17 protein-coding genes are annotated in these 21,742 nt (G+C 45.7%); 6 read left to right on the top strand and 11 right to left on the bottom strand.

The genetic code is table 11. The features are described 5' to 3' along the window. Positions 1-357: 357 nt before the first annotated feature. Both FS628_RS21285 and gyrA read right to left on the bottom strand, forming a co-directional pair. On the bottom strand, positions 358-1,476 hold the full coding sequence (locus FS628_RS21285) for an HD-GYP domain-containing protein (protein WP_145324990.1): 1,119 nt from the start codon (positions 1,474-1,476) through the stop codon (positions 358-360). A 226-nt stretch (positions 1,477-1,702) separates the two neighbouring features. Then, on the bottom strand, positions 1,703-4,255 hold the full coding sequence (gene gyrA / locus FS628_RS21280) for a DNA gyrase subunit A (RefSeq protein WP_145324989.1): 2,553 nt from the start codon (positions 4,253-4,255) through the stop codon (positions 1,703-1,705). Between the two features lie 426 nt (positions 4,256-4,681). Between gyrA and FS628_RS21275 the strand changes: the two genes are divergently transcribed. After that, on the top strand, positions 4,682-5,629 hold the full coding sequence (locus FS628_RS21275; RefSeq protein ID WP_145324988.1) for a YheC/YheD family protein: 948 nt from the start codon (positions 4,682-4,684) through the stop codon (positions 5,627-5,629). 88 nt (positions 5,630-5,717) lie between these two features. Here the strand turns inward: FS628_RS21275 and gyrB are convergent, their stop codons facing one another. From gyrB to FS628_RS21230, 9 genes are all read right to left on the bottom strand, one after another. Continuing rightward, a complete protein-coding gene (gyrB, locus tag FS628_RS21270; protein ID WP_062836512.1) occupies positions 5,718-7,628 on the bottom strand; it encodes a DNA topoisomerase (ATP-hydrolyzing) subunit B in 1,911 nt (636 codons plus the stop codon). 145 nt (positions 7,629-7,773) lie between these two features. After that, positions 7,774-8,022: an extracellular matrix regulator RemB gene (remB, locus tag FS628_RS21265; protein WP_017691405.1), complete on the bottom strand. Its 249-nt coding sequence runs from the start codon at positions 8,020-8,022 to the stop codon at positions 7,774-7,776. Positions 8,023-8,035: 13 nt separating this feature from the next. Next, complete coding sequence (gene recF / locus FS628_RS21260) at positions 8,036-9,148, bottom strand: DNA replication/repair protein RecF (protein WP_076216624.1); 1,113 nt, start codon at positions 9,146-9,148, stop codon at positions 8,036-8,038. A 57-nt stretch (positions 9,149-9,205) separates the two neighbouring features. Next, positions 9,206-9,421, bottom strand: a complete 216-nt coding sequence (gene yaaA / locus FS628_RS21255; RefSeq protein ID WP_036611994.1) for a S4 domain-containing protein YaaA — start codon at positions 9,419-9,421, stop codon at positions 9,206-9,208. Between the two features lie 16 nt (positions 9,422-9,437). Further along, positions 9,438-10,580: a DNA polymerase III subunit beta gene (dnaN, locus tag FS628_RS21250; RefSeq protein ID WP_017691408.1), complete on the bottom strand. Its 1,143-nt coding sequence runs from the start codon at positions 10,578-10,580 to the stop codon at positions 9,438-9,440. Between the two features lie 220 nt (positions 10,581-10,800). After that, positions 10,801-12,147, bottom strand: coding sequence for a chromosomal replication initiator protein DnaA (gene dnaA, locus FS628_RS21245; RefSeq protein ID WP_100526825.1), 1,347 nt, complete (start codon positions 12,145-12,147; stop codon positions 10,801-10,803). An 869-nt stretch (positions 12,148-13,016) separates the two neighbouring features. Further along, complete coding sequence (gntK, locus tag FS628_RS21240; protein ID WP_145324987.1) at positions 13,017-14,564, bottom strand: gluconokinase; 1,548 nt, start codon at positions 14,562-14,564, stop codon at positions 13,017-13,019. A gap of 67 nt (positions 14,565-14,631) precedes the next feature. Next, positions 14,632-15,993, bottom strand: a complete 1,362-nt coding sequence (locus FS628_RS21235) for a GntT/GntP/DsdX family permease (RefSeq protein ID WP_145324986.1) — start codon at positions 15,991-15,993, stop codon at positions 14,632-14,634. 210 nt (positions 15,994-16,203) lie between these two features. After that, positions 16,204-16,878 (bottom strand): GntR family transcriptional regulator, encoded by a 675-nt coding sequence (locus tag FS628_RS21230; protein WP_145324985.1) that lies wholly within the window; start codon positions 16,876-16,878, stop codon positions 16,204-16,206. 578 nt (positions 16,879-17,456) lie between these two features. On the opposite strand from FS628_RS21230, the gene rpmH reads away from it, so the two are divergent. The 5 genes from rpmH to mnmE all read left to right on the top strand — a co-directional run bounded on the left by rpmH (position 17,457) and on the right by mnmE (position 21,540). Further along, positions 17,457-17,591: a 50S ribosomal protein L34 gene (rpmH, locus tag FS628_RS21225; RefSeq protein WP_017691413.1), complete on the top strand. Its 135-nt coding sequence runs from the start codon at positions 17,457-17,459 to the stop codon at positions 17,589-17,591. A gap of 359 nt (positions 17,592-17,950) precedes the next feature. Continuing rightward, complete coding sequence (gene rnpA / locus FS628_RS21220; RefSeq protein WP_017691415.1) at positions 17,951-18,301, top strand: ribonuclease P protein component; 351 nt, start codon at positions 17,951-17,953, stop codon at positions 18,299-18,301. A 74-nt stretch (positions 18,302-18,375) separates the two neighbouring features. After that, positions 18,376-19,254: a YidC/Oxa1 family membrane protein insertase gene (locus tag FS628_RS21215; RefSeq protein ID WP_145324984.1), complete on the top strand. Its 879-nt coding sequence runs from the start codon at positions 18,376-18,378 to the stop codon at positions 19,252-19,254. Next, a complete protein-coding gene (gene jag, locus FS628_RS21210) occupies positions 19,251-19,952 on the top strand; it encodes an RNA-binding cell elongation regulator Jag/EloR (protein ID WP_076332219.1) in 702 nt (233 codons plus the stop codon). Before FS628_RS21215 ends, jag begins: the two co-directional genes overlap by 4 nt. Positions 19,953-20,163: 211 nt before the next feature. Then, entirely contained in the window at positions 20,164-21,540 is a 1,377-nt protein-coding gene (gene mnmE / locus FS628_RS21205; protein WP_124118699.1) for a tRNA uridine-5-carboxymethylaminomethyl(34) synthesis GTPase MnmE, read from the top strand. The last annotated feature ends 202 nt before the right edge of the window (positions 21,541-21,742 follow it).

The following is a 21,742-nucleotide window of genomic DNA, read 5'->3' as shown; positions in this document are numbered from 1 at the left end:
CAAGCAGAATGTTTACTCACTCGTTGTTCAGTTTTCAAAGATCAAACTTGTTTTGTTACCGAATGTCGTTCTCCTCAGCAACTTTTATATCTTATCACATCCAAACCAACTTTGCAAGCTCTTTTTTTAAGTTTCTTTCGAAGCTTATCCGTTTCGCTTGCCGCACCGTGTGAACCGTGTTTTCTTGGCCGGACTTAGAATATACCATGTACAGATTTACATTGCAAGTCTTTTTTTGAGTAATTTTCAACCTTTCTATAATCTTTTTGGTATATCTACATTACTATTTTTATTTCACATAAAAAGGCCCCTCTATAAAAGAAAGACCTTCTCATCAAGTTACTCTAATATTTATAGTTAACCGATAACCTCTTGAATGTGAAGCTGCCTTTGCTGCATTAGGTTAATGATGGTTCCTTCTACTGACACCATAGGACGTGTAGGATGATCCCGATCAGAGAATACGATCTCTCCTATTTGGTTATTGCTGAGTTTCACTCGGATGCCATTATGGATCTGGGTCGACCGTTGAACAAATACACTCACAATTGCAGGATCCAATTTCCCGAACGCTTCGCTCTGGATCTGTTCCAGGACCAGATACGGGGATTGTGCCTTACGGTAGATCTTCTCCAGTGTCATGGCGTGGAAAATATCAGCTATAGCTACAATCTTGGCGTAAATATGAATTTGCGTTCCGCTAAGCTGCAATGGGTACCCCGATCCGTCAACTTTTTCATGATGCTGCAAAGCTGCAAGTCTGGCTCCCTCATTAATGGCCTTTGCCTGTTTAAGAATCTGATAGCCATATTTAGTATGCTGACGGATCTCTTCTTGCTCTGTAGCGGTCAACGTGGATGGTTTATGGAGAATCTGCGGATCTACTTTGTTGTTACCAATATCATGGAACAAGCCTGCAAAGGCAACTTGCATCCAATCCTTGGACGGGAGATCCATCCATTGGGCCAGTTGATACGATGTGATCGCACTCAGTACGGCATGGTGATACACATAATCATGTTCTTGTATTACTCGTGGGCTAAAGGTAAGCACATTATATTGTTTGAGATGTACAAATAAAGCCTCCAACTGTGTACGCAACTCATATACAGGCAATTCAGCCGCGAGAGAGGACAGGAATGCACTTTTGGTTAATCCGACCATCTTCTCATACTCATCCTGTAGAGACGTTGCTGCAGGAGCTGTGATGGCGTTTCCTGCCTTACCTGCCCGTTCCCCATTCTTCTCACTTGCCGTACTTCCTGCCGACGCAGCTGCACCTTTGGACCCTGTGCTGCCCGCTACCGTTCTTTCTTGTTCAATATCCACCTGGTGAATCATAAAGGCTCTGAGCACTTCCATATCCTTGGGTAAAATGACTTTGCCCTTCTGAAGCAGGACGTTGCCGCGAAGTGTGTGCACATCACTCCCAAGTTTGAGTCCTGGTTTGACTTCTGACAGGGTGATTAATCCCATGTGTTATTCCCCTCGCTCATCGTTCTTCTATGTTAATACTAAAACAAGACCATAGTCCCGGTTTTTCTTGATATTTCCCATTATATTACTCAAAAATCAGGCTGTACATCCCAGATTGTAAGGAATGAAAGATGGACATTCCTTTATACAACAAAAGGGCCCCCAGTGGGAGCCCTCTAAAATCTTGTTCCAATCACCAATAGATTGGTCTTCAGAAAGTTCTATCTTATGCTTCCGAACCGGAATCGTCGCCTTCGACTTCAGCGTCAGCAACGGTGCCTTCTTCCAGGCTTACTTCCGGAGCTTGGGAATCCCCGCCTTCCGAGCCTTCAAGCAATTCGTCGTCTGGTTCTTCTTCATTCTTATCGATTCGGCTGACTGTAGCTACGGAATCCTCATCACGAATATGAATCAGTTTCACGCCCTGCGTGTATCGACCCATAGTGGATATGCCTTCCATGCTCATCCGGATCAAAGTACCGCTAGATGTGATGATCATCAGATCCTCTTCCGTTTTAACCATTTTGAGGCTGACTACTGAGCCGTTCTTCTCTGTAACATTAATGGTCTTGATCCCTTTACCGCCACGAGTCTGCATCCGATAATCACTGACAGGTGTACGTTTACCGTAACCTTTGGCTGTAACGATCAGAACATCAAGCTCTTTATCGACTACATCCATGCCAATAACGGCATCCTGTTCATCCAATGTGATCCCTTTAACCCCGGTTGCACTACGTCCCATGGAACGTACGTTACCTTCCGAGAATCGGATGGACATTCCGTGAGCTGTACCCATAATGATCTCTTGCTGTCCATCGGTCAGCTTAACATCAATCAGGATATCATCATCACGCAAGGAAATACCGATCAGGCCGCCTTTGCGAATGTTGGTGTAATCCTCAAGTGGCGTCTTCTTCACAACCCCTTGGCGGGTAGCAAAGAACAAGAATCTGTCACTCTCGAATTCCTGAACCGGAATTACGGCATTGACCGATTCGCCCTGCTCGATCTGGATCAGGTTGATAATAGGTGTTCCACGTGCGGTACGTCCAAGCTCTGGAATCTCATAAGCTTTGAGACGATACACTTTACCTTTGTCCGTGAAGAACATGAGGTAATTGTGGGAGTTGGTCACAAACAGATGCTCAACGAAGTCGGTATCTTTGGTGTCCATCCCCACAACCCCACGCCCACCACGTTTCTGGCTGCGGTATGTGGATACCGGCAGACGTTTCACGTAGCCAGTATGGGTAATCGTGATGATAACCTCTTCACGCGGAATTAGGTCTTCATCCAGAATACTTTCTTCACCTACAGTAATCTCTGTACGGCGATCATCGCTAAAGCGGTCGCGAATCTCTTGCAACTCTGTACTGATAATTTCAAGTACGAGATGCTCATTGGCCAAAATTTCACGATACTCTCTGATTTTGACCATCAGTTCGTTATATTCGTTCTCAATACGTTCGCGTTCCAAACCTGTAAGGCGTTGCAGACGCATATCCAGAATAGCTTGAGCCTGATCATGACTGAGTGAGAAACGCTCAATCAAACCTTCTCTGGCTGCATCCGCATTACTGGATGAACGAATCAACGTAATAATCTCGTCGATATGATCCAGTGCAATACGCAAACCTTCCAGAATATGTGCACGAGCTTCAGCCTTTTTCAGTTCAAACTGCGTACGTCTGCGAATAACCTCGATCTGATGCTGCAGATAGTGATACAACACTTCACGCAAGTTTAGAATTTTAGGCTCTTTATTTACAATCGCAAGCATGTTAATCCCGAAAGTGGATTGCATCGATGTATGTTTGTACAGGTTGTTCAGAACAACCCCCGGATTCACGTCTCTGCGGAGTTCAATTACAACCCGCATACCGTTACGGTCAGACTCATCACGAAGGTCTGTAATGCCATCAATCTTTTTATCACGTACCAACTCGGCAATTTTCTCAACGAGTCTTGCCTTGTTCACTTGATAAGGGAGCTCCGTAACAATAATTCTCGCCTTATTGTTATTCTCTTCGATGTTGGTTTTGGCCCGCATCGTTACTGAACCACGTCCAGTCTGATATGCCTGGCGAATGCCTGAGCGTCCCAGAATGTAACCGGACGTCGGGAAGTCTGGCCCTTGAATGTAATCCATCAGTTCCATGGAGGTAATGTCCGGATTTTGAATCATGGCCTGTACGCCGTCAATGACCTCTCCCAGATTATGAGGAGGAATATTGGTTGCCATACCTACCGCGATCCCGCCAACCCCATTGACAAGCAAGTTAGGAAAACGCGCAGGTAAAACAATAGGCTCATGTTCTTCACCGTCATAGTTCGGCTGGAAGTCAATTGTATCCTTGTTGATATCTCTGAGCATTTCCATTGCAATCTTGGACAAACGAGCTTCCGTATAACGCATGGCTGCTGCCATATCGCCATCGACCGATCCAAAGTTACCATGTCCATCTACGTGCATATAACGCAGGGAGAAATCCTGTGCCATCCGTACCATCGTCTCGTAAACAGCAGAGTCACCGTGCGGGTGATACTTACCGATAACTTCGCCGACGATTCTGGCTGATTTTTTATGTGGTTTATCGGGTGTCATACCAAGCTCCGACATTGCGTACAGAATACGCCGGTGAACCGGCTTCAATCCATCACGCACGTCAGGTAAGGCACGACTAACAATGATGCTCATCGCATAATCCATAAACGATTCACGCATCTCGACGCCAATATCCCGATCTGTAATCTGCGAGTTCATTTCTTCCGCCATGCTGGACCTCCTTCTTGTCCTTCAACAAACGTTCCATTCCGTCATTCAATAAATTGATTATATGTGAAAAGCCTAACAAGGCTAAAACCGCGCAAGAACGCTATTCTTTATTATATTACTTTCACAAAAGTTACACAATTAAACGTCCGCTGGGCAATAGCCTTTCTTCCGGGAACTTCTACGTGTCTGGGGATTCGCCCTGCCTTCCTCCCCAATTGCACATACAATGCTAGGAAAAGCGGCATTTATACTGTGCCCACCGTGGCTAAAGCCGTTCCCGTTCTACGATCAAACTACAAATTATGCAGCTCATCGCACAAAACGCCATATTTCTCTATTATACCACTGAAATCGTAACTTGTCCTTCGATTTCTCCGTGTCTTCCCCTATTGAGAACTGAGCAAAACATGAAAGGGTTGATGAATCTTGGGTATCCAGCGTGTCTCCAGCAAATGGGCCAAAACAGCTGTGTTACAACGCAGTCGCAGTGTGAATGAATATATTCCCGTAACCCGAAAATATAGTCGTCAAACTCTGGAACGAATGACTGAATTATTCGAGTCCAACTATATCAAGCCGGACCGTGGCACTTACGGTAATGGCGTAATGCGGGTGAAAACCACCCGTCTGTACCAACCTGTGTTTTATTCCGAAGATTCCACGGCAGATACAGAGGTTTCCGAAGAAACCAATGATCGAAACCTACCTGGCGAAACCGAGGCGACCTCTGTTACTTCCAGAGCTACTCACCTCACAACAACATATCAACTCCAATACGGAACAGAGGAGAAGTCATTTCATTCCCTGGACGATCTTGAACGGGCGCTGAATGATCGGATACAGAAACGTGACTATATTATTCAACAAGGAATCCCACTGATGAAGTATAAGGATTTGCCTTTTGACTTGCGTGTGTTGACCCAGAAAAATCTGCAACATAACTGGGAAACAACAGGTATACTCGGACGGGTCGCCGCGCCAGGCAAAATCATCACCAACATTCACGGTGGTGGACGATTGGCCACGTTCGAGGAACTCGTACTCCCCCATCTTCACCAGGATCGCTTCAAGAAGCTTCGTAATGAGCTGTACCGACTAGGCATTCATACCGCTGTGCAATTGCAAACATCATTTCCAAGGCTCAAAGAGATCGGTATTGATATTGCACTAGACGAAGAAGGGCGCCCCTGGATTCTTGAAGTTAACACACTGCCGGGCATTTATGCTTTTGGCTTACTGCCGGACAAGGAGGCGTACCGGAAGATTAAACGATATGCCATTGCCTACGGTCGTTTACCCTCCAAAAAGGGTAAAACCTCTCGTCCATCCCCTAAAGCACAGGCCTCGTCTGCTAAAAAACGTGTACGTCGGTAACAAACGAATACGGAAGTCTATTAACTTCCCTCTTCGATGATTCCAATAATATAAAAAGGCGCCCTCTCAGGCGCCTCTTCGAATATGGTTAAATGTCGAGGTTTTTCACGTATTTAGCATTTTCCTGAATAAAGTCACGACGCGGTTCAACGTTATCCCCCATGAGGGTGTCGAACATGGCATCAGCAAGGATGGCATCGTTGATCGATACTTGCATCATGGTCCGGCTCTCCGGATCCATCGTCGTTTCCCACAATTGTCCGGCATTCATCTCACCGAGACCTTTGTAACGCTGAACGTTGAATTTCGCATTTTCGCCGAGCGTTGCAATAATTTCATCGCGCTCTTTCTCGGAACCAGCATAGCGAATTACTTTGTTACGCTCAATCTTGAACAATGGCGGCTGTGCAATATATACATAACCTGCCTCAATGATTTTGCGCATGTACCGATACAGGAATGTCAGAAGCAGTGTTCGGATATGAGCACCATCGACATCGGCATCAGTCATCAAAATGATTTTGTGATAGCGGGCTTTGGCAATATCAAAGTCATCACCAATACCTGTACCCATCGCCGTAATAATCGCTCTAATCTCAGCATTACCCAAGATCCGGTCCAGACGAGCTTTTTCCACGTTCAGAATCTTACCACGGAGCGGCAAAATCGCTTGGAAATGTCGATCCCGACCTTGCTTCGCTGATCCGCCGGCAGAGTCACCTTCGACGATGTACAATTCGCTGATTGAAGCATCCTTGGATGAACAGTCGGCCAGTTTACCTGGGAGTGAGCTTACTTCCAGTGCACCTTTACGACGTGTCAGTTCCCGAGCTTTACGTGCCGCTTCACGAGCACGTGCTGCTTGCAGTCCTTTTTCCAAAATGCGACGGGATACGGAAGGATTCTCTTCCAGGAATTCCTGCAGCTTCTCGGCAAACAAGGATTCGACAATACCACGTACTTCACTGTTTCCCAGCTTGGTCTTCGTCTGTCCCTCAAATTGCGGTTCTGGAATCTTGACCGAAATAATAGCCGTCAAACCTTCACGCACATCGTCCCCGGAAAGGTTCCCTGTGCTGTCTTTGATTACCCCTGCCTTACGGGCGTAGTCATTGATGATCCGTGTAAGGGCACTCTTGAAACCTGATTCATGGGTTCCGCCCTCATGCGTGTTGATATTGTTCGCGAAGGAATAGATATTCTCGGTGTAGTTGTCATTGTATTGCAACGCAACTTCCACCTGGATGTTGTCTCTTGAACCTTCGACGTAAATTGGATTTTCATGCAGTACTTCGCGCTTCTGGTTGAGGAAGGAGACGTATTCGATAATGCCGCCTTCGTACAGGAACGAGTTGGTTGCACCTGTACGCTCATCCGTTAGTGTAAGACCAATGCCCTTGTTCAGGAACGCCAGCTCACGAATACGGGCAAGCAAGATGTCATATTCATAAACTCTCGTTTCCGTAAAAATTTCAGGGTCTGGATGGAACCTAACCGTTGTTCCCGTTTCGTCCGTTGTACCGATTACTTTCAGGTCATACTGTGGAGCTCCACGGCGATATTCCTGTTGGTAGATATGTCCCTCACGTTTAACCGTTACAACCACTTTTTCAGAGAGAGCATTCACAACGGACACACCGACACCATGCAAACCACCGGATACTTTATATCCGCCGCCGCCAAATTTTCCTCCTGCATGGAGGACAGTCATAACTACCTCAAGTGCAGGACGTTTCATTTTGGCATGTTCGCCGACAGGAATACCCCGACCGTTATCGACTACAGTTACGCTGTTGTCTTCATGGATACTGACCTCAATGTGGTCACAGTAACCTGCAAGCGCTTCGTCGATACTGTTGTCCACTACTTCCCAGACCAGATGATGCAGGCCCTTGGAACTGGTGGAACCGATATACATCCCCGGACGCTTCCGTACGGCTTCCAATCCTTCAAGGACCTGAATTTCATTCGCATCATATGACGGTTGATTCATAGACATGCCTTTCACCTACTTCTATAGATTCAATATCGTAAATATGCGTTAACTAAGAATGTTTGCTGAAACAGGCAACGTCCTTCATTTCAGCCAGCTGTCCAAATTAAAGACAAGCAGCAAAAGACACACCTTTAATGCCACACCAACGCTAAAGATCAGGAAAAATGTGAGCCCGCTTCTTCAGCGTGGCTGAGGAAATAGGCGAGTAGTACACAATGTTTTTGGTCACCACAATGGACTTGGCTTCCTCTTCACCGATGTGTTCCACGGTTTTTTCCTGCTCGGCATGCGTGACATACTGCTTGGAGATCTTTGAGGATTTTTCAATCGATATATCAAAAATAGCGACCAATTCGGAAGAACGGATGATCTTCTCACCGCCCAGATGAATGTACATAAGCCCTCACTCCTTAGCGTTCAACCTGTCCGGCATGAACGTGATAAATACTGGCATCTTTGAGCTTGTCAACGTTCAGGCTCTCGATCCCCGTAGCCGTAATAAAGGTTTGCACCTTGCTCTGGAACGTTTCGATCAGCTGCGTCTGACGAAAAGGGTCCAACTCGGACAGGACATCGTCCAAAAGCAGGACCGGATATTCTCCGATTTCTTCGTGAATCAGTTCAATTTCCGCAAGTTTAAGGGACAACGCCGTTGTGCGCTGCTGCCCCTGCGAGCCATATGTTTGTACTTCCCGATCGTTAATGAAAAAGGACAGGTCATCCCGATGCGGCCCACTAAGGGTTGTGCCTCGGCGAATCTCCTGCTCTTTCATTTGTGATAATTTTATCATAAATTGGTCCATTAAGACAGCTTCATCTTCTTCAGCCGCTTCGCTGAAGGACGGAAGGTAGGCCAGCCGCAAGACTTCTCCGCCTCCGGTGATCCCCTGATGAATCGTTTCTGCCCACTTTTGCAGTTTCTTTATGAATTGTTTCCTTTTTTTGACGATTTTAACACCATGCTCGACCAGTTGTTCGTTCCACACCTCAAGCATGGTCTGGGCTGATGCCCCTTGTCCCCATAGCTGCTTGAGCAGATTGTTTCGCTGGACCAGCACTTTTTGATATTGCTGCAGATGATACAGGTAACCTGGTGCCACCTGCCCAATCTCCATGTCAAGAAACCGGCGGCGGACCCCCGGCGTGCCTTTTACAATCTCCAGATCTTCCGGTGCAAACATCACGACATTGAGTGCTCCGACAAAATCACTTAACTTGCGCTGCTCCAGGCCGTTAATCTTCGCTTTTTTGCCTTGTTGCGACAACGATAGTTCAAGCTTAACCGATCCGTACTTTTTGTCGACCTCTGCTGCAAGCCTGGCCCGTTCCTCACCGAAACGGATTAGCTCCTTGTCACGGGATGTACGGTGGCTCTTGGTGAGTGCAAGTACAAAAATAGCCTCTGCAAGATTGGTCTTTCCTTGGGCATTTTGCCCGATCAACAAGTTTACGGGACCAAAAGAGTCCAGTCTCAGATGTTCATAATTGCGGAAATTCTGCAGATCAATGCTGTTCACAAACACGTGGTAACCTCCCTTTTATCCCGTCCGACAGGAGGCAGCAGGATCGAACTGTTCTTCTTACTCTGCAGCAACTTCGAATGTGCCTTCTCCGTCCACTTCAACGATATCCCCAGGGTATAACTTGCGTCCCCGGCGTTCCTCAGGCTCTTTATTCACACGTACAAGTCCCTCCTGAAGCAAAGCTTTGGCCATACCTCCGGTTGGGATGCAATCAGCCAATTTCAAAAATTGGTCAAGCTTAATATATTCCGTTCGAATCGTAACTTGGTTCACTGTGATCTTCCTTTCGTTAGTTGGTCGTCCGGTATGGCAGTATGACGTAAAGGCTGTGACTGTCATCCAGCGGTTTCAAGATGATTGGACTCATGACGCCGGTAAAAGCGATCATCAGTTGCTCACTTTCAACCACTTTCAGAACATCCAGCATGTATTTGGAGTTGAACGAGATTTTTAACGGATCTCCTGTAAACTCGGCAGGTTCGATTTCTTCTCTTACTTTACCTAACTCGGAAGAGCTTGAGGAAATTTCGACTGATCCCGAATCCATCGTTTGCATACGCACGATGTTTGTTTTCTCTTCACGCGACAGCAAATAAGCCCGGTCGATGGATTCACTTAATTTTTTTGTATCTAAAACAAGTTCTGTTTTGTATGACGTCGGAATAATTCTAGAAGTATCCGGATATGTTCCGTCCAGAATACGGGAGTAGAACAATACACGGTCAATTTTGAACAGGACCTGGTTATCTGCAACAACGATATCCACAAGGGTATTTTGATCCGGAACAATTTTGCTGAGTTCGTTCAGTGTTTTACCGGAGATGACCACGTTGTTAAAGCGGATACCTTCTGCATTATCCAGCATTGCTGATCGAGTAGCAAGACGGTGACGGTCTGTTGCCACAAATTTCAACTCATTGTCACCCAAACTCCAAAGTACACCTGTAAGGATTGGAGTTGTCTCATGTGTGGAAATGGAGAAGACGGTTTGTTTGATCATATTTTTCAACAAATCTCCTGGAATGGAGACCGTTTGGTTTTCTTCGATGCTTGGCAGTACCGGGAATTCTTCCGGATCAAGACCTACCAGTTGAATCTCGGTAGCACCTGCGGAGATGAAGGTGTTGAAGTTCTCCTTTACTTCCATGTGTACTTCCTGCGAAGGCAGCTTCTTAATGATCTCTACGAAAAACTTGGCAGGCAAGACTACACTGCCTGGTTGATCTACCTGAACCACGCTTTTATCTCCATCTTCAAGCGGGATGAAGGATTGAATGGATATATCGGTGTCGCTTGCTGTCAACGTTACACCTTGATGATTGACGTCGAATTTGATACCGCTCAGGATCGGAATCGTTGTACGGCTCGATATCGCTTTGGATACTTGCTGTATGGAATCGTTTAAATAGTTTTTCATTATGCTGATTTTCATGGTTTCACTCCTAGCTGATTTTTTGGGTGATGGGGTGTTAAAAGGTGTTTTTCAAAGGCCGAAGGCTAAGCTCCGAAATGGCTATTTTGGAGATGATATCTTTAAGATCTTTTTAGTAATAATAGTAATAGGGGCACTGAATATGTGGATAAGTGGGTATAAACCCGTACACCCAAGCCTATCCACATGTGTATACGTTGTGCATAGGCTTGGGACTTGTTCAGGTTGGATTCTTAATTTTTTCGGTTAAGTTGTTGATAACTTTATAGAGATCCTGATCGATTTTTATGGCTTGGGAGATTTTTTCGTGAGCGTGTATGACAGTGGTGTGATCTCGTCCTCCGAATGCTTCTCCAATTTTGGGCAGAGAAAAATCTGTCAGTTCACGAGAGAGATACATGGCAATCTGTCTTGGGAAAGCAACTGCCTTGGTCCGTTTCCGTGCTTTGAAATCTTCAAGCTTAAGGCTATAGTACTCGCCGACCTTTTGTTGGATGTCATGAATAGTGATCATTTTGGGACGACTCGAAGGAATGATATCCTTCAGTGCTTCAGCTGCCAGATGAGTGGTTACATCTTGATTAGTCAGCGAAGAATAAGCAACAACGCGAATCAGTGCGCCTTCCAGTTCACGTATGTTGGTGTCAATCTGGTTGGCGATATACATCATCGCTTCATTCGGAATATCCAGGTTTTCCGCACGTGCTTTCTTACGCAAAATAGCGATTCTTGTCTCCAAATCTGGAGGCTGGATATCCGTAATTAACCCCCATTCAAAGCGAGAACGAAGTCGTTCTTCCAGTGTCGGAATTTCCTTCGGTGGTCTGTCGCTGGAGATGATGATCTGCTTCCGTTCCTCATGCAGCGCATTAAACGTATGGAAAAATTCCTCTTGTGTCGATTCTTTTCCCGCCAAGAACTGAATATCATCAATGAGCAGAATGTCGACGCTCCGGTATTTGTTACGGAAGCTCTCTCCGCGGTTGTCACGGATCGAGTTAATGAATTCGTTCGTGAATTTCTCAGACGACAAATAAACGACTTTGCTGCCCGGATCATGCTCCAGAACGTAATGTCCGATCGCATGCATCAAGTGAGTTTTACCGAGACCTACTCCTCCATACAGAAAGAGAGGATTGTAAGCTTTGGCGGGCGCTTCAGCGACCGCCAGCGATGCGGCATGGGCAAAACGGTTGCCCGGCCCGATGACAAATGTATCGAACGTATATTTCGGATTCAGCATGCTGAGAACCGCTTCTTCCTGTACAACTGTAGGCGTTGGTGCCGGCAGTTGCGGGTCGGGTTCAGCAGGCTTGTTCTCTTCGATGACAAATTTCACATCGACTTGTTTGCCAAGCAGCTCGTATACCGTCGAGCCAACCAATTTGGTGTAACGGCTCTCCAGCCATTCGACGGCAAACGTAGTTGGTGCGGAAATGACGATTGAACGGTCATTCAGCTTCGTTGCTTTGGTTGCTTTGAACCAAGTGTCAAAGCTGGGTTTGCTGAGTTTGTTTTGTATGATTGATAAAATTTGCTGCCATAAATCAGAAGTATGGCTGTCCACAGACTGTCACTCCTTTTACATGTTCCAAGTGTGGCTTAAGCCATGATGCAGTGTCGAAATACGAGATATATTGTTGAATTTATCCCCAAACCCCCGCAGGTCGAAAACAAAAAAAGTATGAACAACGGAAAATTGTTCACAACTTTATCCACAGGCTGTTGATAATATTATGGGTCAGATCACATATTCACATCCAAAAGTAATACAATCATAGCAAAAGAAACCCCGCATTTCAACGTATCGCGTGATTTTATCCACAAATTCAATAACTTGTGTATAATTTTTAGTCACAACACAATATATTGTTTATAAACTGTTTAATTTTCGACAGAAAGACCTAAAAACCAAAAATGTTTTATACACAGGTTATCCGTCAAATGATGCCAAATTGTGTGTAAAAGTATTCTTCGTTTGTGAATAACCTGTCTGTGGATAACCGTGAATTGAAAATGGAGCATGATCGAGATTGGAAATAGAGTTACCTCTGTCCCTCTTGTTTTTCTTGCCAAACGAGTAAGGGGAAATTCACGAATTCAGAATCAGGGTGGGAGGCGGAGCGCGTAATCAACTTATGCGTATCTGTTAAAGTAGAGAAGTGATGTGGCTTCTGAAAAGATGGCGTTCTGCGATCGTCGAAGTAGAGGAATAATGGACAAAGAGGAATTCATTTTATGACATCTGGAATGTGAATTATCAGGAATCAAGAGGTCAGTTGATGCTCAATATTGAGGTAGAAGATATGAATGTATGATATGAATCCAATGGATACTTTATGAATTTATATTAAAAGAGGTTGTCGCCCAAAACCGATTTCTGGTTTTGGGCGACAACCTCTTTTTTGGTGCAGAGACTACGTATGGATTGATGAATTAGGGACGGTCAAAGGACATCTTGCGCTGGAATTCAGCGATATCAGCATATTCCTCTTCCAGTTTGCGAGAGATCCGAATGAAGATGGGCAGCAGCTCCTGGTAAAGTGCAGCATTCTCCTTGACAGGGGTATGTCGATGCGTTGTACCCACCATGGAAGAAACGGCATGAAGTGAGTCAATTCTTCCAGTAGCGTACAGACCAAGCACGACGGCACCCAGACAGGAACTTTCGAAGCTCTCGGGCACAACAACTTCCTGATTGAAGATATCGGACATCATCTGGCGCCAGAGAGGAGAACGTGCAAACCCACCTGTGGCTTGAATGGAGGTAGGTTGCCCAATCTGTTCTTCCATAGCCAGCAGTACCGTATATAGGTTGAAAATAACCCCTTCCAGGACAGCACGAATCATATGCTCTTTCTGATGATGGAGTGTTAGGCCGAAAAAGGAACCGCGGGCATCCGGATTCCATAAAGGGGCACGTTCGCCTGAAAGGTACGGATGAAACAGAAGTCCTTCCGAGCCAGGCGGGACACGTTCGGCAATCTTGGTCAGTACATCATAGGAATTGATGCCGAGTCGTTTTGCTGTCTCCACTTCAGACGCAGCGAATTCATCCCGCACCCAACGAAACAGCATGCCACCGTTATTCACAGGTCCCCCAAGGACCCAAAGATTTTCTGTGAGGGCGTAACAGAATGTTCGACCTTTGGGGTCGGTAACTGGACGGTCAACGACAGTTCGAATGGCACCACTGGTTCCGATGGTTGCTGCGACAACACCTGGTTCAATGGCGTTTACGCCGAGATTGGATAAAACCCCATCACTTGCGCCAATAACGAAGGGCGTGGAGGGGGAGAGAGCCATTTTTTCAGCCGATTCGGTATTCATTCCTTCTAATATATGTGTTGTGGGTACGAGCTTCGATAGGTGTTCTGGTGTAATACCTGCAACCTCAAGGGCCTCCGCGTCCCAGTCCAGTTGTTCCAGATTGAGCAAGCCTGTACATGAAGCGATGGAATGATCAACCACATATTGTCCAAATAGACGGAAGAACAGATATTCTTTAATAGAAATAAATTTGGCTGTGCGCTCGAAAAGTTCAGGTTCATCATGGCGCAGCCACATCAATTTGGTCAAAGGTGACATCGGATGGATGGGAGTACCTGTACGCAGATAGATGCGATGTCCCAAACCATTCTCTTGGAGCTGAGCAGACCATGCTGCACTTCGATTATCCGCCCAGGTAATGCAACGAGTTAAGGGTTTGCCGTCCCGGTCCATGGCAATGACGCTATGCATAGCCGAGCTGCAGGATACGAACAGGATCTGCTCGGCAGCAATACCGCTCTGATCCATGACCCCTCGCACAGAGCGGAGGGCCGCCTGTACAATCTCTTCGGGGTCCTGCTCAGCAACATCGGGTGCAGGTGTATACAGAGGATATTCCTGTGTTGAGGTACTGACGACGGAGCCCTGCTCGGTAAACAACACAGACTTGGTACTGGTGGTACCGATATCGATTCCGATCATGTAGTTGTTCATGTATTTAATCCTTCTTTCTCCAGAAAGCAATAAGATTTTATTTTTCTTTCTACTATAGAGACTCGATTTATAATACTGTACTTAGCAGCAAAATAAAGATCAGTCCCACCACGGATAATAGTGTTTCCATAACGGTCCACGTTTTCAATGTTTGGGCGACGCTCATATTAAAGAATTCTTTGATCATCCAGAATCCTGCATCGTTCACATGGGACAAGATGAGTGACCCTGCGCCTGTGGCGAGTACAACCAGCTCAATATTGGCCCCTGGTGTGAGTGCAAGGACTGGAGCGACAATACCAGCGGCTGTTGTCATGGCTACGGTTGCTGAACCGGTAGCTACACGAATAAGCGCCGCAACAAGCCAGGCAAACAAAATCACGTTAATGTTGGCATGGGTAGCGACTTCAGCAATGGCGTTACCTACACCACTATTGATCAATACCTGTTTGAAGGCACCCCCTCCGCCAATAATGAGAATAATGGTCGCCGTAGGCGCCAGACATTCACTGGTGAAGCGAGAAATATCATGTTTGGTGAATCCACGTGTGAAGCCGAGTGAAAAGAGAGCAAATACGACAGAAATCAGCAGGGCAATGATCTCATGGCCGATAAATTCACTGAAAACGGTGAAGCCGCTCGTAGCATTTGGGTCAATGATGCTCGCTATTGAACCGATTAACATCAGAATGACCGGCAGCAATATGGTAAACAGGGTAATACCGAACCCAGGCATGTTGCTGTTTGTTTTGGTTGCGAATTGTTCAGCCAGTTCAGCTGGCGGTTCGGTGTGTATTCTTTTGCCAATAAATTTACCAAACAAAGGACCTGCAATTATCGCTGTAGGAATACCAACAATAAGGGAGTACAAAATGGTTTTACCCAGATCTGCGCTGAAGGCTTCAATTGCAATCATTGGCGCCGGATGCGGTGGAACCAAACCGTGTACAGTCGATAGACCTGCCAAAATGGGGATACCAATCTGCAGCAATGACATGTTGGTTTTACGCGCAACGGTGAAAATGATGGGGATCATCAAAATAACGCCCACTTCGAAGAAAACAGGAATACCGACAATAAATCCAACAATCATCATGGCCCAGTGCACACGTTTCACACCAAACCGATCGACCAATGTAGTTGCAATGCGCTCGGCACCGCCAGATTCGGCCATCATCTTACCGAGCATCGTACCGAGGGCAATAACAATTGCGATGGTTCCAAGTGTGCCGCCGAGTCCCCCAGTAATGGAAGAGATCACATCGGCAGGTTTCATGCCTGTCAGCAAACCGAGCATTAATGCGGATAACAAAAGGGTGATAAAGGGATTCCATTTATATTTGGAGATCAAGACGATCAGAAAAACGATCGCAATTAATGTCCAGACCAATAATGTTGCATTATGGGATAGTCCAAAAAGAGTGCTCATGATGTGGTGTGCTCCTTTATTTCTGATATAGAACGCTTACAAGTGAGATTAACTTCATCAACTGTATTCATGTCAGTACTGCAGAAGAGGTGTTGGTGAAAATGTAGCTTTATCATGCCCAAAACTAAAATAAAATCGCATTTTGTATACTTGTCGACAAGTTAAACCGCAATCATTCACGACGGATATGATTGCAAACGCCTTGCACCATTAGGAGTGAAAGCTTTCGTGCAGGGTTTTGCCTGAATCTTGGAAATATGTGCGAACTCCAGCCTGAATGAGCATTTGGTCACCGGATTCGAGTGCTTCAACGAGCAAACGGTGTTTCTCAATTACAGCGCTTACTTTCTGCTCGCCTTGAACAAATACTCTGCGCGTCGTGAGCAGCATGACGGTCATCACAACATATCGAATACTGTTCCATAGATGTGAAATACGGGAATGCTGAGCAGCTTCAATGATGGTTTCGTGGAAAACGAGATCCTGATAGGCAAATTCGACGGCGTCCTGATGTCGGCCAGCGAGTTGCATTTTGTCGATCACGTTACGCAACTGGGTGATCAACGAATCTGGAACATCGCCTGCGAGTCGCTGCTGCACAAAGCTTTCAATCAGGAAACGGACATCATACAATTCTTCGACATCCTTGATTCGTAGTCCCAGGACAACGACACCCATACGTTCTAGCCGAATAAGACCTTCATTGGACAAAGTTCTTAACGCTTCACGGACAGGTGAACGACTGCTGTCAAAATCAGCCGCAATTCGATTTTCCGACAAAATCTCTCCAGGTCGAAGGGTACCGCTGATGATCCGCAGCCTTAATTCGCAGGCAATGGCTTCACCACGGGAAGCTCCTTGAAGCCAGGAAGAAGGAAATAGCATATGGCTAACGCTCCTATTAATAAGTAATCAGTTCATTACTGATCATAGCATAACTATTTTGCGGACTGGACATTTCAGCTCAATCCATCGTCTGTAGTATGCATTATAACTGCTAATGTTTTTTTCAAAGGACTACTTGTATACAAGATGTGATTTTTATCCTACACCTTTCTCAAAAGCTTGTAAACCTTAATTGAAGCGGATACAACCTGATCAGAATTCAACTATACAGGAAGCCTATAATCATTATCCACATGTGAATAACTTTAAACAGGGTGTAATGAAGGATATAGCCGGTATTAGAGGGTGTGGATAACTATTATAGCTGTAATATCGTGATCTAATCAGGGTCTGGGGATAACTTTTGGAGCTATCTTCGAGGCTTGGTAATGATAATAAAGTGAACGGACTGTGGTCATTATTTTGGGTGGGATGGAGAACGTATATAAAAGAGGGAGAAGCCTCGAGCCTTACAGTTGACTTTTCCAGGTGATCATGGTTAAATATATAAAGGTGTTTTCTGTGAAGATGAAAGTGATTCATCACATAAGTATTTCCTTGTGAGGAGGTGCAATACATTGAGACCTACATTCAAACCGAACGTTAGTAAACGTAAAAAAGTTCATGGTTTCCGGAAAAGAATGAGCACGAGCAACGGCCGTAAAATTTTGGCCGCACGTCGCCTTAAAGGCCGTAAAAACCTGAGTGCTTAATGCATTGAAGACCACCGAGGTGGTCTTTTTTTTCTTAATTTGGGTCATTTCAGACTGGATGCTGGTACAGATCAGGTCTGAATGGTCTGCGAAAAAGTCCTGAATACACATCTATGTATGTTAAGTGAGTTTTCCATTTTCGAAAACTTACCTTATATAAGGATGAATGCTGGTTTAGTTGAAATAGCTGGATCTGCAATCATCCAGGATGAATGTTTGCTCGGTTTAAATGACCGACCAACAAACATCTCAAATGAGTTGTCGTCAAGACGGTTTACCGTTATTCAAGAAAGCCTATACTAAATCAGTAATGAGGCCTCCGTCAATAACAATGGTGGAGAACAGCAAGGAGAAGCGCCGTGTATAAAAGACTGCGTCTACGAAACCGGGCGGACTTTAGCCGCGTATACCGGTATGGGAAATCGTTTGCCAATCATCAATTCGTGGTGTATGGCTGTCGCCGTAAAGATACGGAACAATTCCGGGTGGGTGTATCATGCAGCAAGAAAATCGGAAACGCTGTCGTACGCAACCGGATGAGACGCATGATTAAGGAAATTGTTCGTCATCATGAGCATGAGATTGTCACGCAGATGGATCTGATTTTCATCGTCAGAAAAGGTGCACTGGACATGCCCTATAAAGAGATGGAAAAAAGCCTGCTACATGCGATGCGCAAAGGCTCTCTTTTGAAGTCGGGCAAGCGGTAAGCTTCGGTTTATTTGTCCTCCTAATTATGGTATGATTTACGGTGGAATGGAATGGTTAAGAGAGGGGTTATGAAGTGTCGCGATTGAAGACATCAAAGGGGAAGTGGATTCTCCTCATTGCAGTCATTGCAATGGTCACTATACTCGCCGGATGTACTCCACAGGGAGCCGGGGTTACTACGGAAGATCTGAAGAATAGTGATTCATTCTGGCAAAGTAATGTAGTTTACTGGTTCTCTTATGCACTCGATACGTTCGCAGAATGGTTTAGCGGCGAATATGGACTAGCTGTCCTCGTGATGGTGCTTATTGTACGGACATTGATTTTACCATTAACAATGAAGCAGGTCCGTAGCTCCAAAGCCATGCAGGCGATTCAGCCGCAGCTGAAGGAGATTCAAGCCAAGTTTAAAGATACACCTGAGAAAGTTCAGCAAGAAACAATGAAGTTGTTTCAGGAGAACAAAGTTAATCCGATGGCGGGTTGTCTGCCACTTCTGATTCAGATGCCGATTTACATCGCACTTTATAACTCAATTTACGGAAACTCCAGTCTGAGAACACATGACTTCTTGTGGCTCCAGCTCGGGGAACCGGATCACCTGTTTATTTTGCCAGTGCTGGCTGCCATTACAACATTCATTCAAACGTGGATGATGATGCGTATGAACCCTGCACAGCAAGTTGGTCCGATGCAGTTTATGCTGTGGGTATACCCAATTTTGATCTTCGTGATGTCTTATCAGTTCCCGGCAGCACTTCCGCTGTACTGGTTCTACAGTAACATCTACACGATCGTGCAAAACTATTTCCTTTACCGGAATAATGATAAAATCGTGGCTGAGGTCAACGTGAAGCAGAATAGCTCTTCCAAAAATGGAGCTAAACGCAAAAACGGTGGCAAAGCGACCGTCTCTGGAAAAGGGTCGAAAGGGGCCAAAAAATCGAAATGACCAAAGTCATTACGTCAGGAAAAACCGTTGAAGATGCTGTAAACCAAGGATTGACCGAGCTTGGCGTGAGTCGGGACAAGGTCGAGATACAAGTGTTAGAGCAGCCGTCAAAAGGATTCCTGGGTTTGATCGGGGTGAAGGCGGCCAAAGTTGAAGTAAAACTATTGCCTGTACCCGAAGTTGTTCAACAGCCGATCAAGCCAGCCGCGCACGTACCTGAAGTAGATGCATTACTTGAGGGTGTCGCAGCTAAAAATCCCTATGAAGAAGCGGCTGCTTTCTTGAAAGAGGTCGCAGCAGGTATGGGACTGGATGTTGAAGTGCATATCAAAAAACAGCGGGACGGACATATCTTCAATATTGCGGGTGAAGACCTGGGCATGATTATTGGCAGACGTGGACAGACGCTGGATGCGCTTCAGTATCTAACGAACATTGTAGCGAACCGATACTCGGAAAGCTTCGTTCGAATTGTGCTCGATGCTGAGAATTTCCGTCAACGTCGGCGGAAGACGCTGGAGGATCTGGCTGAACGACTGGCTGGACAAGCAATCCGTACCGGCAAGGAAGTTGTACTGGAGCCAATGCCTCCGCTCGAACGAAAAGTCATTCATGCTAAACTGCAAAATCACCCGCAGATTAAGACGTTAAGTAAGGGTGAAGAACCCAATCGGCGTGTGGTTATTACGACGAAATAACACGAAATTGAAGACGCAATGGCTTCCTGCCCGGTGCAGAAGCCATTGCTTTTTTCGTACAGAAGCAATTTGATAAGGTGCGTAGCATAGGTAAACACTGAACTTAATATGATAAGCAGCGTGTCATATGATATATCATCAATAGATTTGAAAATGAATATGGCGTCCCCCGAGGGGCGGCAATTTTAAAATAGAGCAAGGAGAGATAACCATGATCAGTGATACGATCACAGCGATATCAACGGCTGTCGGAGAGGCGGGTATTGCCGTGATCCGGGTCAGCGGCCCGGATGCAGTGTCGGAGACAGAAAAGATTTTTCGCAGCAAAACCCCTTTAACTCAGGCAGCATCTCATACGGTTCATTATGGTCATATCATAGATCCCGTTAATGGGGAGAAGATTGAGGAAGTACTGGTTACGGTAATGCGCGCACCACGTTCATTCACAACAGAGGATGTCGTGGAGATCAGTGCACATGGTGGTGTAGTGTCCGTAAAGCGGGTTATGGACCTGCTGCTGCAGCTCGATATTCGTCTGGCTGAACCCGGTGAATTCACGAAGCGTGCCTTCCTCAATGGGCGGATTGACCTGTCCCAGGCTGAAGGCGTCATGGATCTTATTCGTTCCAAATCGGACCGGGCTTTCTCGGTTGCATTAAAACAAGTTGAGGGTAAACTGTCCTCCAAACTGCGTGATCTACGATATACACTGGTGGAAACACTGGCTCACATTGAAGTAAATATCGATTACCCTGAGCATGATGTCGAGTCATTAACATCTGATTTTATTAAAGAAAAGTCCAGCCAGGTTATGACTGAGATCGATAAATTGCTGACGACAGCAGAGCAAGGAAAGATCCTGCGAGAAGGTATCACTACGGCTATCGTTGGACGACCTAACGTAGGTAAATCTTCATTGATGAATACACTTGCGCAAGATAATCGGGCCATCGTCACGGACATTCCAGGAACAACTCGTGATGTGATCGAGGAGTTCATTACGATTAATAATATCCCGCTGAAGTTGCTGGATACGGCAGGAATCCGGGAAACGATGGACGTTGTAGAGAAGATCGGGGTAGAACGCTCTCGTTCTGCGGTAAGTGAAGCCGATCTGATCCTGATGGTTGTGAATGCTGCGGAGCCACTTCATCCCGATGAGATTGAATTATTGGAACAAATCCGCGGTAGACAATCGATAATCATTATGAATAAAATGGACTTAACGCCACAGGTAGAACGTGACGTGCTGCTTCGTTACATTCCGGAAGAACGGCTTGTACCGATGTCAGTGAAAGATGATCTGGGTGTGGATCGACTGGAAGATGCCATCTCTACGCTATTCTTCAGTGGTAAACTGGAGTCCGCCGATCTGACCTATGTCAGTAATGTGCGTCATATTGCTTTGCTCAAGAAAGCGAAGCAGTCCCTGGTGGATGCCTATGAAGCGGCAGAGCAGTTCATTCCGATCGATATGATCCAGATTGATGTTCGTTTGGCGTGGGAGCATTTGGGTGAGATTGTTGGAGATACAGCACATGATGCATTAATTGATCAGATTTTCTCCCAGTTCTGTCTAGGAAAGTAAAAATAATATACTGCGGATTGACTTGAATCGTAGTGTATGATGGAGAGGTACAATTTCTGCCCGTTGTCAAAGGATGGAATGATGTTGTTGCCATTACGTGTTGGTTTCATATAGATAGGAATGCAAGTTCCGATGAACGGTTAGAAGTATTTCGTTTCATTATTGTAGTACATGATCCGACTGTGTGGCTTACACCAAATGC

Source organism: Paenibacillus xylanexedens, assembly GCF_007676705.1.
Classification (GTDB): domain Bacteria; phylum Bacillota; class Bacilli; order Paenibacillales; family Paenibacillaceae; genus Paenibacillus; species Paenibacillus xylanexedens_C.
The sequence above is the reverse complement of the archived record's forward strand: the minus strand, read 5'-3'. Positions and strand labels throughout refer to the sequence as shown.

Coding starts and splice junctions, on each gene's coding strand:
- jag (WP_076332219.1), top strand. CDS start 19,251: ATGACCAAAGTCATTACGTCAGGAAAAACCGTTGAAGATGCTGTAAAC.
- remB (WP_017691405.1), bottom strand. CDS start 8,022: ATGTACATTCATCTGGGCGGTGAGAAGATCATCCGTTCTTCCGAATTG.
- dnaN (WP_017691408.1), bottom strand. CDS start 10,580: ATGAAAATCAGCATAATGAAAAACTATTTAAACGATTCCATACAGCAA.
- gyrB (WP_062836512.1), bottom strand. CDS start 7,628: ATGTCTATGAATCAACCGTCATATGATGCGAATGAAATTCAGGTCCTT.
- FS628_RS21230 (WP_145324985.1), bottom strand. CDS start 16,878: ATGCTATTTCCTTCTTCCTGGCTTCAAGGAGCTTCCCGTGGTGAAGCC.
- mnmE (WP_124118699.1), top strand. CDS start 20,164: ATGATCAGTGATACGATCACAGCGATATCAACGGCTGTCGGAGAGGCG.
- gyrA (WP_145324989.1), bottom strand. CDS start 4,255: ATGGCGGAAGAAATGAACTCGCAGATTACAGATCGGGATATTGGCGTC.
- FS628_RS21235 (WP_145324986.1), bottom strand. CDS start 15,993: ATGAGCACTCTTTTTGGACTATCCCATAATGCAACATTATTGGTCTGG.
- gntK (WP_145324987.1), bottom strand. CDS start 14,564: ATGAACAACTACATGATCGGAATCGATATCGGTACCACCAGTACCAAG.
- FS628_RS21285 (WP_145324990.1), bottom strand. CDS start 1,476: ATGGGATTAATCACCCTGTCAGAAGTCAAACCAGGACTCAAACTTGGG.